Origin of the sequence: Pelagibacterium xiamenense, from assembly GCF_021166475.1 — a bacterium.
Classification (GTDB): Bacteria; Pseudomonadota; Alphaproteobacteria; order Rhizobiales; family Devosiaceae; genus Pelagibacterium; species Pelagibacterium xiamenense.
Genome location: NZ_JAJOYS010000001.1, coordinates 379556 through 393559 on the forward strand (window position 1 = coordinate 379556; position 14004 = coordinate 393559).

The 14004-nt window shown below is 61.5% G+C and carries 13 protein-coding genes; 1 reads left to right on the forward strand and 12 read right to left on the reverse strand.

Annotation, left to right across the window (positions count from 1 at the left end; translation table 11 throughout):
* Positions 1–73: 73 nt before the first annotated feature.
* The 12 genes from LSG43_RS01870 to LSG43_RS01925 form a co-directional block, all read right to left on the reverse strand.
* Positions 74–1153, reverse strand: coding sequence for a lactonase family protein (locus tag LSG43_RS01870; protein ID WP_231800834.1), 1080 nt, complete (start codon positions 1151–1153; stop codon positions 74–76).
* Positions 1153–3039: a hypothetical protein gene (locus LSG43_RS01875; protein WP_231800835.1), complete on the reverse strand. Its 1887-nt coding sequence runs from the start codon at positions 3037–3039 to the stop codon at positions 1153–1155. The genes LSG43_RS01870 and LSG43_RS01875 overlap by 1 nt, the downstream gene beginning before the upstream one ends.
* Positions 3040–3158: 119 nt before the next feature.
* Positions 3159–4442 carry a siderophore-interacting protein gene (locus tag LSG43_RS01880; protein ID WP_231800836.1) on the reverse strand — a complete coding sequence of 428 codons (1284 nt, stop codon included), beginning with the start codon at positions 4440–4442 and terminating at the stop codon, positions 3159–3161.
* A 367-nt stretch (positions 4443–4809) separates the two neighbouring features.
* A complete protein-coding gene (locus LSG43_RS01885) occupies positions 4810–8634 on the reverse strand; it encodes an autotransporter outer membrane beta-barrel domain-containing protein (protein WP_231800838.1) in 3825 nt (1274 codons plus the stop codon).
* 141 nt (positions 8635–8775) lie between these two features.
* A complete protein-coding gene (locus LSG43_RS01890) occupies positions 8776–9399 on the reverse strand; it encodes a hypothetical protein (protein ID WP_231800840.1) in 624 nt (207 codons plus the stop codon).
* Positions 9400–9409: 10 nt separating this feature from the next.
* Entirely contained in the window at positions 9410–9748 is a 339-nt protein-coding gene (locus tag LSG43_RS01895) for a hypothetical protein (RefSeq protein ID WP_231800842.1), read from the reverse strand.
* On the reverse strand, positions 9745–10266 hold the full coding sequence (locus LSG43_RS01900) for a DUF3592 domain-containing protein (RefSeq protein WP_231800843.1): 522 nt from the start codon (positions 10264–10266) through the stop codon (positions 9745–9747). The genes LSG43_RS01895 and LSG43_RS01900 overlap by 4 nt, the downstream gene beginning before the upstream one ends.
* Positions 10259–10792: a DUF3592 domain-containing protein gene (locus tag LSG43_RS01905; RefSeq protein ID WP_231800844.1), complete on the reverse strand. Its 534-nt coding sequence runs from the start codon at positions 10790–10792 to the stop codon at positions 10259–10261. The genes LSG43_RS01900 and LSG43_RS01905 overlap by 8 nt, the downstream gene beginning before the upstream one ends.
* Positions 10793–10833: 41 nt before the next feature.
* A complete protein-coding gene (locus LSG43_RS01910) occupies positions 10834–11313 on the reverse strand; it encodes a DUF805 domain-containing protein (protein WP_231800846.1) in 480 nt (159 codons plus the stop codon).
* Between the two features lie 35 nt (positions 11314–11348).
* Positions 11349–11852 carry a hypothetical protein gene (locus LSG43_RS01915; protein WP_231800848.1) on the reverse strand — a complete coding sequence of 168 codons (504 nt, stop codon included), beginning with the start codon at positions 11850–11852 and terminating at the stop codon, positions 11349–11351.
* A 26-nt stretch (positions 11853–11878) separates the two neighbouring features.
* Positions 11879–12331 carry a cupin domain-containing protein gene (locus tag LSG43_RS01920; RefSeq protein ID WP_231800850.1) on the reverse strand — a complete coding sequence of 151 codons (453 nt, stop codon included), beginning with the start codon at positions 12329–12331 and terminating at the stop codon, positions 11879–11881.
* Positions 12332–12478: 147 nt separating this feature from the next.
* Positions 12479–13573 carry a LysR family transcriptional regulator gene (locus LSG43_RS01925; protein ID WP_231800852.1) on the reverse strand — a complete coding sequence of 365 codons (1095 nt, stop codon included), beginning with the start codon at positions 13571–13573 and terminating at the stop codon, positions 12479–12481.
* Between LSG43_RS01925 and LSG43_RS01930 the strand changes: the two genes are divergently transcribed.
* Positions 13542–14003, forward strand: a complete 462-nt coding sequence (locus LSG43_RS01930) for a cupin domain-containing protein (protein WP_231800854.1) — start codon at positions 13542–13544, stop codon at positions 14001–14003. The genes LSG43_RS01925 and LSG43_RS01930 overlap by 32 nt on opposite strands.
* The last annotated feature ends 1 nt before the right edge of the window (position 14004 follow it).

Here is a 14004-nt window from a genome sequence, read left to right on the forward strand (position 1 = left end):
CCTTGCCCTCAGCAGCGCTCGAACCTCGACACGCAACAGCCGCACACCAGTGCCGCCCTCCTCTAGACGTGCGTCAATAACGTGCAAGTTTGCTGATAACGACTGGGGAGACAAACGCTGCCGAGGTCGGCTTGAACACGTTCAGGGCGTGGCCGGTGGCGGAAAGCAGACCGGTTTCGGGGGCCACGGCAAACACAGTCACGACATCGCTTGCTTGATTGGCAACCAGCATCCAGCGTCCGCAGGGTGACAACCCGAGGCCCCAGGGGCGTTCGCCGCCAGCGTCAATACATTGGATTTCTGACAGTGCGCCAGTGTCCTCTTGGATGGCAAAGACGTGGATTTGGTGTGTGCCCCGATTGGAGGCGTAAAGGAACCGGCCATCTGCAGAAAGGCCGAACGCAGCCGCGCCCCGCGTGTGCTGAGCGTCGGGCTTGTCCATGGGTGTGGTGGCAAGATGGGAGAGAACCCCCTCGTTCCACGCCAGATGAAATATCTCGGCCGACAGTTCTCCCAGCATGTAGGCAAACCGTCCATCGGCACCAAACAAGACAAAGCGCGGACCGCAACCGGAAGGGAAGGCGGCGAACGGGGGATGTGCTGGGGCCAGACGCGACCCGTCCACTCGATAAACAAAGATCCGATCCGCGCCCATGTCGGGCACCAGCAGGAAGCGTCCAGAAGGATCAAGAGTTACCCCGTGGGGGTGCGGAGCTGTCTGGCGCTTGTGCGGACCGGTGCCGCTTGTCGTCTGTGTCGAACTGATCGGCGCCAATTGGCCGCTGGCGCATATGGGTACTGCCACGGCCTCCGGCCCGCCAAAATTGGCGCAGTACAGCATTTCGCCGGCATCATCTATGGTAATATGGGTCGGCCCGCCGCCAGTGCGCCGCCGTGCTAGGGGCTGCAAGGTCCCTTGGGTATTGGCGATGCAATAGCTCATGATGGTTCCGTGGCGATCATCTCGGTTGCCGACCTCGCTGACGGCGTAGAGCACGGGCCGTGCCGGGTCGGGCAGGGCAAATGTGGGCCGCTCTTCCTCGGCCACACAGCCAAGGCTCTCAAGGGCGCCGGTCGCCCCATCCAGACGAACGGCGAAGATGCCTTGTCCTGGGCCCTCACCTTGCGTCCCGATATAGGCGAGCATCACCATCAGGCCAGAAACCGAGCTGGAATGAAGCAGGGCATGGAGTCCTCCCACAGACTGTCCGTCACAAGGCGCTTATTGGATCCATCCGCTTCCATGACCATGATCTGGCCATAGGGCTGAAAGGTATAGTCATAGATCGCTGCTTCGTCACGGAACCCATATTGAGCCGTCGAATAGGCAATCTTGCCATCAAGGGTCCACACCGAGTGGGCATCGGTGGCGCGAGTCTCTGTCAGTTGGGTGCAGTCTGTACCGTCCGGACGGATCTTGCAGATATGGTAGTCGGCCCAGCCGAACTCACGCGTAAAGGTGATCCATTCGCCATCGGGAGACCAGCCGGGCATATTGTCGATTTCTGTTGTCAGCGTGCGGACGGACTTGTCCTCGACATTGACGATGCGAAGCCCTCCGCCGGCCTTGCTCCAGACTCTATAGACGATTTCGCGACCGTCCGCCGAGTAGCTGGGGAAGCCGGCGTGCTCGGTGCCGTCGGTCAGATCCTCATAATATGAGCCATCGGCCTTTACCCGCATGATCTTTGCCGTTGCGCCGCCTCGGGCGTCAAACCAGGGGCCCAATCCAAAAGCGATCCATTCGCCGTCGGGAGACCAGGTGGGCTGAAACGCGCCCGCGAGCCCCTTCTTGTTCTGAACTGGATCCAGCCCCTTGCCCGTGACATTGAAGACCACACGCCGATCCGACCCGTCTGCATTGCAGGTCACGATCGAGGAATTGCCGTTCTGCTTTTCGGTAATCGCGAGCTTGCCCTGGCGCGAGACGGCAGGAAAGACGTCGGTCGATCGGTATTCCCAATCCTCGTCCCAACTATGAAGCGGCTTGCCCTGAGCCCGCCAGGCGAAATTGACCTTTTCATAGACTACTTTCTTGCCATCGGGGGACCAACAGGGCGAGCGCAGGGCGCGGAACACCGGCTCGATCCCGGCGGTATAGTAAAGCCCCGTCTGCGGCCCCTCGTAATTCATCCAGGCCAGGTCGGTCTCGCGCAGGTTCGTGTCCATACCGATACCCTTGAGGTAGTAGGCAACGGTTCCGTCGGGCAGGATCTGCGGGTTGATCTTGAGGCCCGGTCCTTGGGTGTGCACGATGCGGTCACCACCGGTGGCGAAGTCCACCGAGACAATCTGCGAAACGCCATTGGAGATCTTCTCGGGACGGCGCGAGTACCAGTTGTGTTCGCGCTCCATCTCGTAAAACACGATACGTTTGCCGTCTGGAGAGAACTTGGGCGTGCCCAGGGCATGATCTTGTTTGAACGCGATCTGGCGAAACCCTGATCCGTCCGGCCGGATCGCATATATGCCCAGAACCTGGGTGTGTTCCCATCCGTGCCCCTGCTTGTGACCGTACCAGCCGGTATTGCGGTCCGAGGAAAACACCAGCCATTCCCCGTCCGGAGACCAGGTGGGACGAAAATATCCGTCAGGGCTCCCCGGGTCTCCAGCCACTTCTGGTCTGCCGGTGAGATTGCGGCGTTCACCTGTTGACAGATCCACGACCCAAACATTGGACTTATATCCGTCAGCGGTCGAAACGTAGGCACCCAGAGTTCCGTCGGGAGAGATCGTGAGAACATCTTCGACCGCAGGGGAGGCCACGACTGGCTGCACATCCGAACCATCGATCCGGCAGCGATACACATCGGCATTGCCATCGCCGTTCCGCTCCGTCGTGAATGTCACCCATTGGCCGTCAGGGGAGAAACTGGCGTGATAGTCAAAGTCCGATCCCTCCATCAAGAGCCGCTCGTCGCTGCCATCTGCATTGGCAATATATATCTGTGCGCTGGATGGGCCGATGCGGTTCATTAGCATCACGCCCTTCTTGCCCGGGGCAGCCTTATTGATCGTGATCGGGAATTGCTCGTTCATTACCGTTTCTCCTGCGATGACAGGTCGGGGCGAACGGGCGCCCCAGGGTCATCGGTTAACATTTCGGCCGATGCCGGCCCAATAAGGACTGCATGCTCGGCCAAAAGAACTTTGCTCTCTCAAGCTAGGGATTTATCGCTTGCGTCGGCCGTGCCACGGGTCCAGTAGCCCGCCGCTTTGAGCGCCTCGCGCGGGTGGCCCTTTTCAAGGAAATGATCGCGCAAGGCGCGGGCAACAGCGGCTTCCGCGGCGATCCATACGAAGCCGCGCCCATGAGGTAGGCTCATCGAGTTTGCCGCCTCCAACAATGAGGATGGGTTTGCGGCCTCGGCTTCGGGGCGATGAACCCAGTGGCAGGTGGCATTTGCCGCCGTATCAAAGACCTGTTCATCATCGGGACCGTCCACGGCCGCGAGGGTGATGACATGGGAGCCTTGGCCCAAGGCCTCTACCTGCCTGCCGATGGCTGGAAGTGCGGTTTCGTCGCCGATCAGAAGCCACCAGTCAAAAACGTCTGCGATGACCGATGAGCCGCGCGGGCCACCAATAGAAACGCTATCCCCCGGCCTGGCCTCGAGCGCCCATTGCGTCGCCGGACCTGCCTGATGAACAGCGAAATCCAGCGTCAGCGTTCTGGCGTCCGGGTCAAAGGCCCGAGGGGTATAATCCCGCATGATGGGCTTTCGATCTTCTTGGTGGGGCTGGTCCTGCGATGGCAGAAACAGTTTGACGTGATCGTCAAAGCCCCGACTTTCGAAGTCTTTGAGATCATCGCCGGTCAGAACCAGTCGGATCATGTGCGGGGTGAGGTAATATTTTCGTGCGATCCGCAACTTGCGCCGCTTGGGCTCAAATCTGTAACGGGTGAAGATCGAAGTTTGCTGGGCTTGGGCATCGCGGGTCAGTTCGCTGGCCAAGCGAGAAATCTTGTTTGCAACATCCACAATGTCGGTATTGGCCGGTGCGGCGCCGAGCCGGTCGCGGATAGCGGCCTTCAGTGCATCCATTGCGGCCACCACCTCCTGAGGCGCGCCGGCTCGGCCCGAGCCGGGTTTGCGAGCCCAGATCGCCGAAACCGCATCAGCGTTGGCCGCCAGAAATGCGCTGCCGGCCTCGGTAATCTGGGCGCATTTGCGGCCCACCTCGTGCTCGGCCACCGTGACGAACTTCATGTCTTCGAGCCAACCGATAGCGGGGTATATGGCGCCAGGACTGGGGATGTAGGCGCCGTCGAATTTCTGCTCGATCTGTCGAATGATCTCATAGCCGTGGCGGGGCTTGTGAGCCACGAGCGCCAAGACCATCAATCTCAGGTCGCCATAGTCAAAGGGACGTTTTTTTAATGGACGCCCGCCTTTGATCTTATTCCCTCTCCGCCCATCGGTCTGCGATCCTCGCGGCATTGCACTTCCTTTTCGATATAACGAACATGTCGATATATCGAAAAGGAAGGAGTTGCAAGACCCCCGGCTTTCCGCTGCAGATCCAACCTTTTGTTTTAGGAGGGTGTTGGATGACCGTGGACGTGCCTGCAGGTGCCCTTGCCGTCCGCCGAAATTATCGCTCAAGAGCTCGTATTTGGGTCTGCAAATGCGGATCCTGCCCTTGTCGAATCGTGCACCTTGCCGGGTGTGGCCCCGTTATTCATCCCCCGCCGGTCGCCCTGTTGCTTTGGCCGACCGGTCGATGGAAAGCACGTTCCAGAACGCCCGCCGCCCGGGTCTCCGGCGACGGGCGGAGATGCAGGGTGCACCGAAATGGTGCCGACGGTCAGAACCGAACGTTCAGTCGCGCGGTGGCCGAATGATCCTGAACTCCGGAGCCGAACTGGCCGCCATAGGCAAAGCTCATCGTGGCCTCATCGGCGAGGTTCAGATCGATCCCGGCTTCGAGCACCAGCGTATCTCGCCCAAGCGGCACGCCCGCGATGGTGAAGGCATCGCCCGAGGAAGCGAAGGACAGCTGCGAGGCTGGAGCGCCGCCAAAAGCGTGCCGCCAGCCGACCGTGCCGCGCAGGGTGGCGTCCGTCTCGCCGAACGCGATATCGGTTTCCGCGCGCAGCCCAAGGGTGGTGAAGGTCGCATCGACCACGTTGGAGGCTGCGCTCAGCGCCGCGGCGCCGCCGCTTTCGGTAAAACCGTCGGTCGCAAGGCTCACATAGGCCAGGTTGGCGAATGGTTCGAACCGGGCCGCACCAGCCTCAAAGCTGTAGGCAGCCTCACCCCAGGCTTGCAGGGTCCGCGCGTTATAGGACGCGGTGAGGCTGTCCGAGAAGCCGGAGATATCGGTTGAACGCGTCGTGTCGAGGCTGTGCCAGCTATGGGCAAGGCCGCCCGTGAGCGTGAGAGCCCCCCATTCGCCGCCGCCATAAGCCCCGAGGGTATAGGTATCGGCCGTGCCCGATGACACGCGGTCCGAAACACTGAACGTCGAACGCGAATAGCCGCCCAGCACACCGATGCGCGCAGTGTCCAGAACAAGCGCATCACCGCCCATCACGAATCCGCCGATGGTGCGGTTCATGGCGGCGGCATTGCCGTCGCTGTCCCACCGGCTCCAGCCGCCAAAGCCCTGGCCCCAGATCCCGAAATTCTCGGAAACCGGGTCCGCGATCTGCGCGGTGGCGTCCGCCCCGACACCGCCGAGCGTCACGCGCAGCCGGTCCATTGCCGCCTCGCGCGGAAACCGGCTGTCCTCAAGCAGCGCCGTCTGTGCCGAAACATGGATCTCTCCGGTCAGGCTGTCGAGGGCAGCCCGGGCATCGTCTTCGCTCCCGGCAAGGCCCACCAGTGCGTCATAGACCGCATTTCCGTCCCCGAGCGCTTCGACCGCCGGTGCAACGGCCTGCTGGTTGGGCGTTTCGGCGATCTGCGAGAAATAGGCGACCTGTTCGGATATCAGATAGACGCCGGTGGCATCGTAGCGGTCGGTGAAATCCAGAAAGATGTAGTCGTCGCTCACATCGTCGAATGTCCCCGACACGCTGCTCGCCGTGATAATCGTGTAGGTGCCCGGTGCGGCATAGGAGGAGCCGTCGTCGGACCCGTTCTCGGGTGTGACATGGATGGTGCCGCCATTGATCGTCACCGCGCCGCTGGCGTCGAGAAGGTCGTTATTGATCCCGGCAGAAAAGCCGCCATCGTCGAGCTCAACTTCGTAGACCGATCCGGGATTGAAAATAATGGTGCCCACATGGGTCGTGCCGATGGAATTGCCCGGCGCCAGGACGCCTCCCGCCTGCATGGCGACCAGACCGGACAAGGTTCCAGATCCGCCAAGAACGCCCCCATCCAGGGCAACCACGTTGCCGCCCAGGCTGCCATTGACACGCAGGGCGCCGCCGGTGATCGAGGTCACCCCCGAAAACCCCGATGAATCGCCTCCCAGGAGCGTTTCGCCCGCGGCATGATAGATGCGGCCCTCGCCGATCATGTCCGCGTCAAATGCGTAGGCATCGTCCGTGTGGTTGAAGACGAGTTTTGCATCTTCATGGTCACCGAACCACAGCTCCGCAGCGTCAAGAGTGCCCGCCCCCTGAGCGGCCGCGCCGCCTGCCGCGCCGATATTCAGCGTGCCGTCGGAACTTGCGTCGTAGCCCAGATAGGCTCTGCCCGAAACGCTGACCGTCCCGCCATCCGCGATGGTCAGGACGCCGGTACCGTCCTCGGCGATAATAAGCCAGGAATTGCTGCTGAGATTGGCCGACGCGCCGCGGACCAGAACCGTTCCCTGCCCATCCGCGTCGTAGCCCAGATAGATCGTCGAATCCGCGTGAACGCTGCCGTCGATAATGTTGAGGGTGCCGGCGCCGATGTCACCGACCAGCAATTCGTTGCCGGCTTCCATGTAGGAACCGCCGCCTGTCACGTTGACCGTGCCAAGGGTGCCGCTGTCCGCGGCGATAGCGATATCGTTGTCGATGACGGCCTGTCCCCCCTCGGCGATGGTCAACTGTCCTGTGCCACCGGCAGAATTGCCCAGATAGAGGCCGCCGGTGGCGGTCAGTTCAGACCCCGCCCCGGTAATGGTCCCGACACCGTCACCGAGGTCGCCGACGAATATGTGATCATTGGAAGACAGGGTTCCGCCCGCCGCGAGGGTCAGTTCGCCGCGCGAACCCACATCGCCGCCAAGGCTGACTTGCCCGACAGTGTTCCAGGCCGCGTCGTTGACCTCCAACGTGCCCGAACCGGAGCTGTCGTGGGAGCCGAGAATGAGTGCGAAGCCGCTATCATTCACCACGGCGCCGTTGGAAATGATGATGTTGCCCGCGCCACCGGTGCCGACATAGGTATTGTTGCCGGTGTCCCAGGCCGAACCGCCGGTTACGGTCAACGTCCCCATGCCGCCGATCTCGCCGATATTGGCGAACCCGCCCGTAGTCAGGGTGCCGCCGTTCTCGACGGTCATCACCCCGGTGCCGGAGTCGCCGACAGAAAGGTCGAACCCGATATTCAGCGTGCCGCCGTCATTGACAACCCGGCCGTCACTTCCCGTCTGCGCGCCTACGGTCATGTCGACATCGACGGTTGCCGTGCCGTCGGTGATGCTGAGGGTTCCGGTGCCGGCATCGCCGATAAAGATATTTCGGGTCGCCAATTGCCCGCTGGCGCTCGTGACCTCGATCGTCCCTTCCGCGCCAGCCTGATCGCCCAGCGTCGTCGTCGCACCGATGTCGGCAAGCCCGTCTGCGATTCTGAGCGTGCCTTCGCTGCCGCTCGAACGCGCAATGGTGAGATCACTACCGCTGGCGGAAAGATCCAGCAGCCCGCCGGATTCAATCGTGACGGTACCGGCCGCGGTGCCATTGTGTCCGATAAACCCGTCATCCGCCGCAACTGTCGCGGCATCGCGGATGTACAAAACCCCGGTGCCGCCATAGCCGACCGTCAAGGTGCCATCGGCCACATCGAGAACCGATGCCGCGCCGGTAACGGTCGCCTCCCCATAGGCGCCGGCATCGTTCGCGATGCGGATCGCTCCGCCCACGGGGCCCACACTGACGGAGCCGCCGTCCGAAACCGTCAGGTAGCCGGTTCCGCCCTCGGAAATGTAAAGCGAGTTCGTATGCTCCCACGAGCCGCCGCCTGTCACAACGACGGTGCCGGTGGACGTGGTGCCGAAGGCGATATTGCCTGTCGTATCGGACACACTCGCGCCGTCGGAAATGGTCAGTTCACCGACGCCGTCATAGCCGACCCAGATCTGGCTGTTCGATGTCCAGTCCGAGCCCGCACCATCAACGCTCACCGCGCCATCGCCGGTAAGTGTCCGGCCGATAAACGATTCGTAGCTCGTGACGCTGCCGCCGGCGCCCCCGTTGGAGATTTCCAGCACGCCGGTGCTGTTGTCGCCCACATATAGCTGGTCAAGGATATTCCACGGACTTGCCTGGGTCCCGCTCCCGCCGCCAATGACGGTCTCGGTGGTGCCGCCATCAATGATCTCCTGAGCGAAGACGGCGGCGGGCAGGAGGCTGACCAGCGCGGTCGTCGCCATCAATGCGGTGAACCGGAAACCAGCTGCATGACGCTCGTATGGCGGGCAGTTGGCGCCGGCCCGAATGCCGGTATTGCTGTCGAAACTGATCTGCACGTCGTATTCCCCGAACACTGTTTATGGCGACCCGGCCCGGAATCGGACGGGTGCCAGTCTTCAAGGCTTCTACGAAGCTACGCATCGTGCGGCATGCGACGTTTGTGCGATGCGATTGCAGTTTCTCGAGTTGTCCCGGCCTCAGGGCGACGGCAGGACGATCTTCTCGTCCCAGTAATATTGCGTCGTCATCTCGACCTCGGACCCGGCAATTTCGGCACGCGTTTCGCCAAAATCGACGGCCTGCGCCGGCGTTGTGACGATCATCCGGCGAACGGCCGGGCGCAGGGTTTCTGGATCGAGCCAGACGGAGACCCGCGAGCGTGAGGCGACGGGCGACGTCGTCTCCTGAATATAGGCGAAATGCGCAAAAGCCTTGCCGTCGATGGTCTCCGTTCCGCATTCGGTATCGCGAATGCTTTCGCGTAATCGCGCATTCTGCGCGAGCGTCTCCTCCAGCCAATTCTCGCTGCGCATTTGAGAGCGCTGCCACGTTTCGCCATCGCTCGAGGTGTATTCCTCCGAGCCCAGAACCAGCCAGTGCACGCCCGTTTCTTCGACGATCTGGTAGAAATGGCTGTAGTCGCGGAACCACTGCCCGGTGTGCTGAACGGGCACCCCTTCGATCAGGGTTGCGGTTTCGATCCGGTAGTTCTGCCAGGTCTCGCCGGCCTGGAGCAAAGCCTGGATATCCGCGCGGCAGTCGGCCGCGGCGACCGGAACTGTAGAGAAAAAAGCGATAGGCGCGAGCCAGAGATATTTCATCGATTGGCCCTTATTGGTTCATGAAATTGGCGGCATAGACCCAGAACCCGATATGCAGCCCCAAGCCCAAAAGCATGAGATTGAAGAATATCCTGCCTGGCCCGCTTTTCAGGTGGCGGCCGGCCACGTCACGCTTGAAGGACTTGTTGGCAAGGTAGCCGGGCAGCAGTTTTTCCGCGATCCAACTGTATTTCGGCGCGGCCGCGTCGCGCTCGGCAATGACCCTGGCGCCGACGAAGAATGTGCCCAACTGCCATCCGGCAAAGCCGATAAAGGCGAGGACCGCCGAACCCAGCATCCACCAGGTCGTCCATTCGATTTCTGTGACCGGGACATCATAGACCGTCATTGGCTCCGTTCCTTTTCACGGTTCCTCTTGTTGCGTTCCGCGTCCCGGGCCATCCCGATATTGACGACGCCGATAAAGAGTAGAATGCCGACGATGGTCAGTGTGTCTTGCAGCGAGCTTCCCCGCATGTCGGGATCGATTTCGCCGACAGCCGGATCATCGGGGAGATAGCGGAGCGTCACCTCGTCCGGCGGGTTGTGGCGATCAAAAAATCCGCTGGTGACCGGGACCGTGCTCTGGCGCACCTGCGCGCCAATAGTGAACCTGACCGTCATCTCATAGGCATAGCGAGGGCGATCGGTGCCACTGCGAATGATGCGTTTGGAGACAATGCGCGCCTGCGTCTTAACGCCGGAGGCATCCAGATCGCGGTAGGTTTGGTCGGTGCTGTGATAGCTCCAAACCCCGTAAAAGATCGCGCCGGCGAACGGCAGCGACAGAACAGCAATACGGATCAGGGCAAGCCAGAGACTGTCCTGCGGAAGCGTTGCAGGCCCTGATTTCGCAGTATCAGCCATTGGAAGCCACGGTGCCACGGTTGAGCCACCTGAGGACGAAAAAGGCCGCGATCCCCGCCGGAACAAGCAAGGCCAGCCCGATCAAGCCAATGGCGGCGGGCAAGGCCCAGAGCTGTTCGAAATTGTCCTGCCGGACGTCGCGTTTTTGATCGGGCGTAAAGAAGATGTCGTGGCGGGACCCGATCGCATGATTCCAGTTGGGTGACGACTGGCCGGTGCTGGCCTCTGTCATCTCCCCATCGGCGAACCGGTAGCGAAAGACCGGGCTGTAATCGATTGTAGCGCCGTCCCATGGGTTCCAGCCCTCCCAGGCGTAAACCCGCACGACTTCACCGGTCGTCCGCCGGGCATTGGCAAGAAACGATTGGCTCTCATATGCCAAGGCCGCAGCGGTTCCCAGAAAGAGTACCGGAAGAAGGAAGATCAGTACCCATACCCGCCAGGATGCCTGCCGCCGTCCATCCGGCCCGATGCGGAGCAGATAGAGTTGCGTCATGTTGAGCCGGATCAGGGCGGTGTGCAGCATCGTAACAATCCTGAACTGTGCGGTCGTGCGGCGGGTCTACGTCAAGCGGCGGGTGCGGGCGCCGCCTTGCCCAGCGGGTTGGGACCATAGGCATTCGCGCCCGGCGTGCCTTTGAGAAAGCCCAGTTCAACCACCATCCAAAGGGCCACAGCGGTTGCCGCCCACATGGCGATGGTTGTCGCAAGTCCCGGCATGAGGACCTGAGTGCCGGCAAAATCGACCGGTGAGTAGCCGATCTGAAAAATACTGATGGCCTGCATGAGAATGCCCGGTGCGATGAAGATGACGGCCCAGGGCAGGGCGGGCTTGCCGCGATCGTGCAGGCGTTTCACAACAACCGCGGACCATATGTAGACCACACCGGCGGACAGGATGATCTGGGCAAAGATCCGGACAATGCCGTCAGGCAAGACCGACAGCACGGTGCCTCCGGCAAGCAGCGATATCGCCATTATTCCAAGCAGGCCGAGCCAGAACCCCTTGCGTGCAATACGGCCCTCAAATGACATGAACAGGTCCATCGTTTTCCTCCAATTCGGCCTCGATGGCCTCGGCACTACGGTTGTGCGGTAATTGTCAGATTTCCGTCGAAATCCAGTACGTAAAAGCTGATCTGTCCCATCGTTGCGCTGCCGTCGCCATTGTCTGCGACCGTCTCGATCAGGCTCTCGGCGTCTGCGCGAAAGGCGGATGGGTCGGCATCGTTTATCGTTGCGGCGATAAACGAGATCATCTGCGATCCCGCTCCGCCCTCACCGCCCGCCCAGGGCTGGGTTGAAATGTCCAGGAGAGGGCCGTCCGGCTCCGCGTTTGTTATGAACAGGCGTCCGCCTCCGAGGGTGAAGGTGCAACTGACGATTGTCTTTGTTGCATCGCCCGGCATGGGATTTTCCGCGCAGGCCAGTTCCTGAAAACTCAAGGGTTCGCCCGTGGTCTGGGAAGCGGCTTCGATGCCGGCGATGAATTGCTCGGTCGTCAGCCCCAGAGTCTGCGCGTGTGCGGGCAGTGGCCAGCACGAGGCGGCAAGAGCGGCAATGAGCAGGGTGTTCCGATTTTGCATGCTTGTCCCTTGGTGTGATGCGCGCGCTATTGGGCGCCGAGCGGCGGCCCGACAAATTCGAGGCGAAATTTCTCGGAGATCGGTTGCATGGCCGGGAGATCGCGCGGCATCTCGAGACCGGCGGCGGCAACCTCGGCAAAGAACCCCTCGAAACCACCCGGCGTGAGAATGGTCAGCATGCGCGCAGGACTCTCCTCGCGCACCCGAAAGGTATGGGGCGTCCCGCGCGGAATATGGACCGTGCCGCCTGCCCGCACGGTAAGACGCTCGTCTCCGCGGGCGAAATCGACCGCGCCGTCGAGAACATAGAATGTCTCATCGGCATCATGGTGGACATGCATGGGCGGACCGAACCCCGGCTGGTCCTCCGAGCGGAACATTCCAATTGCCCCGCTCGTCCCCGCGGCGCTCAGAAGGATTTCATAGCGCGCGCCCATCCAAACGACGCTCGCGGTTTCCGCATGTGTGTTTGCATCCATAATCTTCGCTCCCTTAACGGTGCGGAACGTCTCGGTTCCGCCGTTTCGGGTTCGAATGTTATGGGTGTGTCACAAGCCGATCATGCGACGTTTGTACGATGCGCGCGAAATCTGGAGAGGATCATGATCCGGGCATATGCCGGACGCCTAGACCGGCAGGGGCTGCTCGCCTTCGTTCAGAGCCATCATGACGTCCGCCACCAAGTCCCGCATCCAGCGATGAGCGGGATTGTTTGTGGACCGCTTGTGCCAGACCGCCACGATCAGAGCCGGGTCCATGGGCATCGGAGGCTTGTAAATTCCAAGCCCCATCGAGGGGGCCAGATGCTCGGCCAATTGCCGTGGAATGAGCGCAATGAGCTCGCTTTCGGCAATAACACGGCAAACCCCTGAAAATACCGGCAGGGTCATTACGACATTGCGGCGGCGCCCCACCCGCGCCAGCGCGGCGTCGCCCATAGCCTGCAATTTGCCCTCGGGCGAAAACAGCACGTGACCCATCTCGCAAAACAGGTCCATCGGCAGCTCGGCCCCGGGCTTGAGGCCCGAGCGGGCAATCACCCGGTTATCCCGCGCGGCGACCGCGACGAAGCTGGAGTAGAACAAGGGGCGGCAGTCGGTCCAGTCGGGGAACGTCGCCGAGGGAATGAGCGCCATATCGGCTTCGTAGCGCTCCAAAGAATCGATGTAGCTGTAGGGCACGACATCAACAAGTTGCGCACACATGTGCGGCGCTCTGGAGCGCAACTGGCGGGCGAGAACGGGCATCAGCATCTCGGCAAAAAAATCACTCGCCGCCATCTTGAAGTTCGATGCGCTGGCGGCGGGATCGAAGGCGGGTGGCGCCAATAGCGCTTCGAGCCGGGTCAATTCCGCATGAAGCGGTAGCGACAGCGAAACCGCATAGTCGGTAGGCCTGAGACCCTGGCCGTGCCGCACGAACAGTTCGTCATCAAGCGCATGCCGAAGCCGCGCCAGCGCTCCCGAAACCGCCGATTGCGACATGCCCAGGCGCTCCCCCGCCTTCACCGTGGAACCCTCGCGCAACAGCGCGTCCAGAACACGCAGGAGGTTCAAGTCGAAAGTCCCGAAATTCACTTCGGCGATAGGTCCTATACGATCAAACGATTTTTCAAATAAATCAAATACTGCTACCGATAGCAACAACGAGAGCGCTTTCGTTTCCTTGGCACCAATCGTGGAGGAAACGATGTTAGATGAAGTGAACGGTTCCGGCGTCATCGAATGGAACGGTGTCCGCTACAAGACGATCCTGTCGCCAGCCGACAGCGGTGGCGCCATGTCGATTATCGACAGCTGGTCGCCCGCCGGTGCCGGGCCTCCGCGCCATGTGCACGATGCCGAGGATGAAATTTTCGTACTCATTGCCGGCTCCTGCGAATTCTGGCTGGAGGGCGGTCGCTTTACGCGCGGGCCGGGCGAGAGCGTCTTTATCCCGCGCGGGCGCGAACACACCTTCCGGGCAACCGCAGACGGTCCCAGCCGTCACCTGGTGATCCTGACCCCGGGCGGGTTCGAGGGCTTTTTTGCCGATATGGCCGCCGGTCAGTTCCGCATTCCCGAGGACATGGCGCAAATCACCGACTCGGCGGAGCGCCACAACATGCGCTTTACCGGACCGCCTTTGGGCGCTGACGCGCTTCAACCGTGAG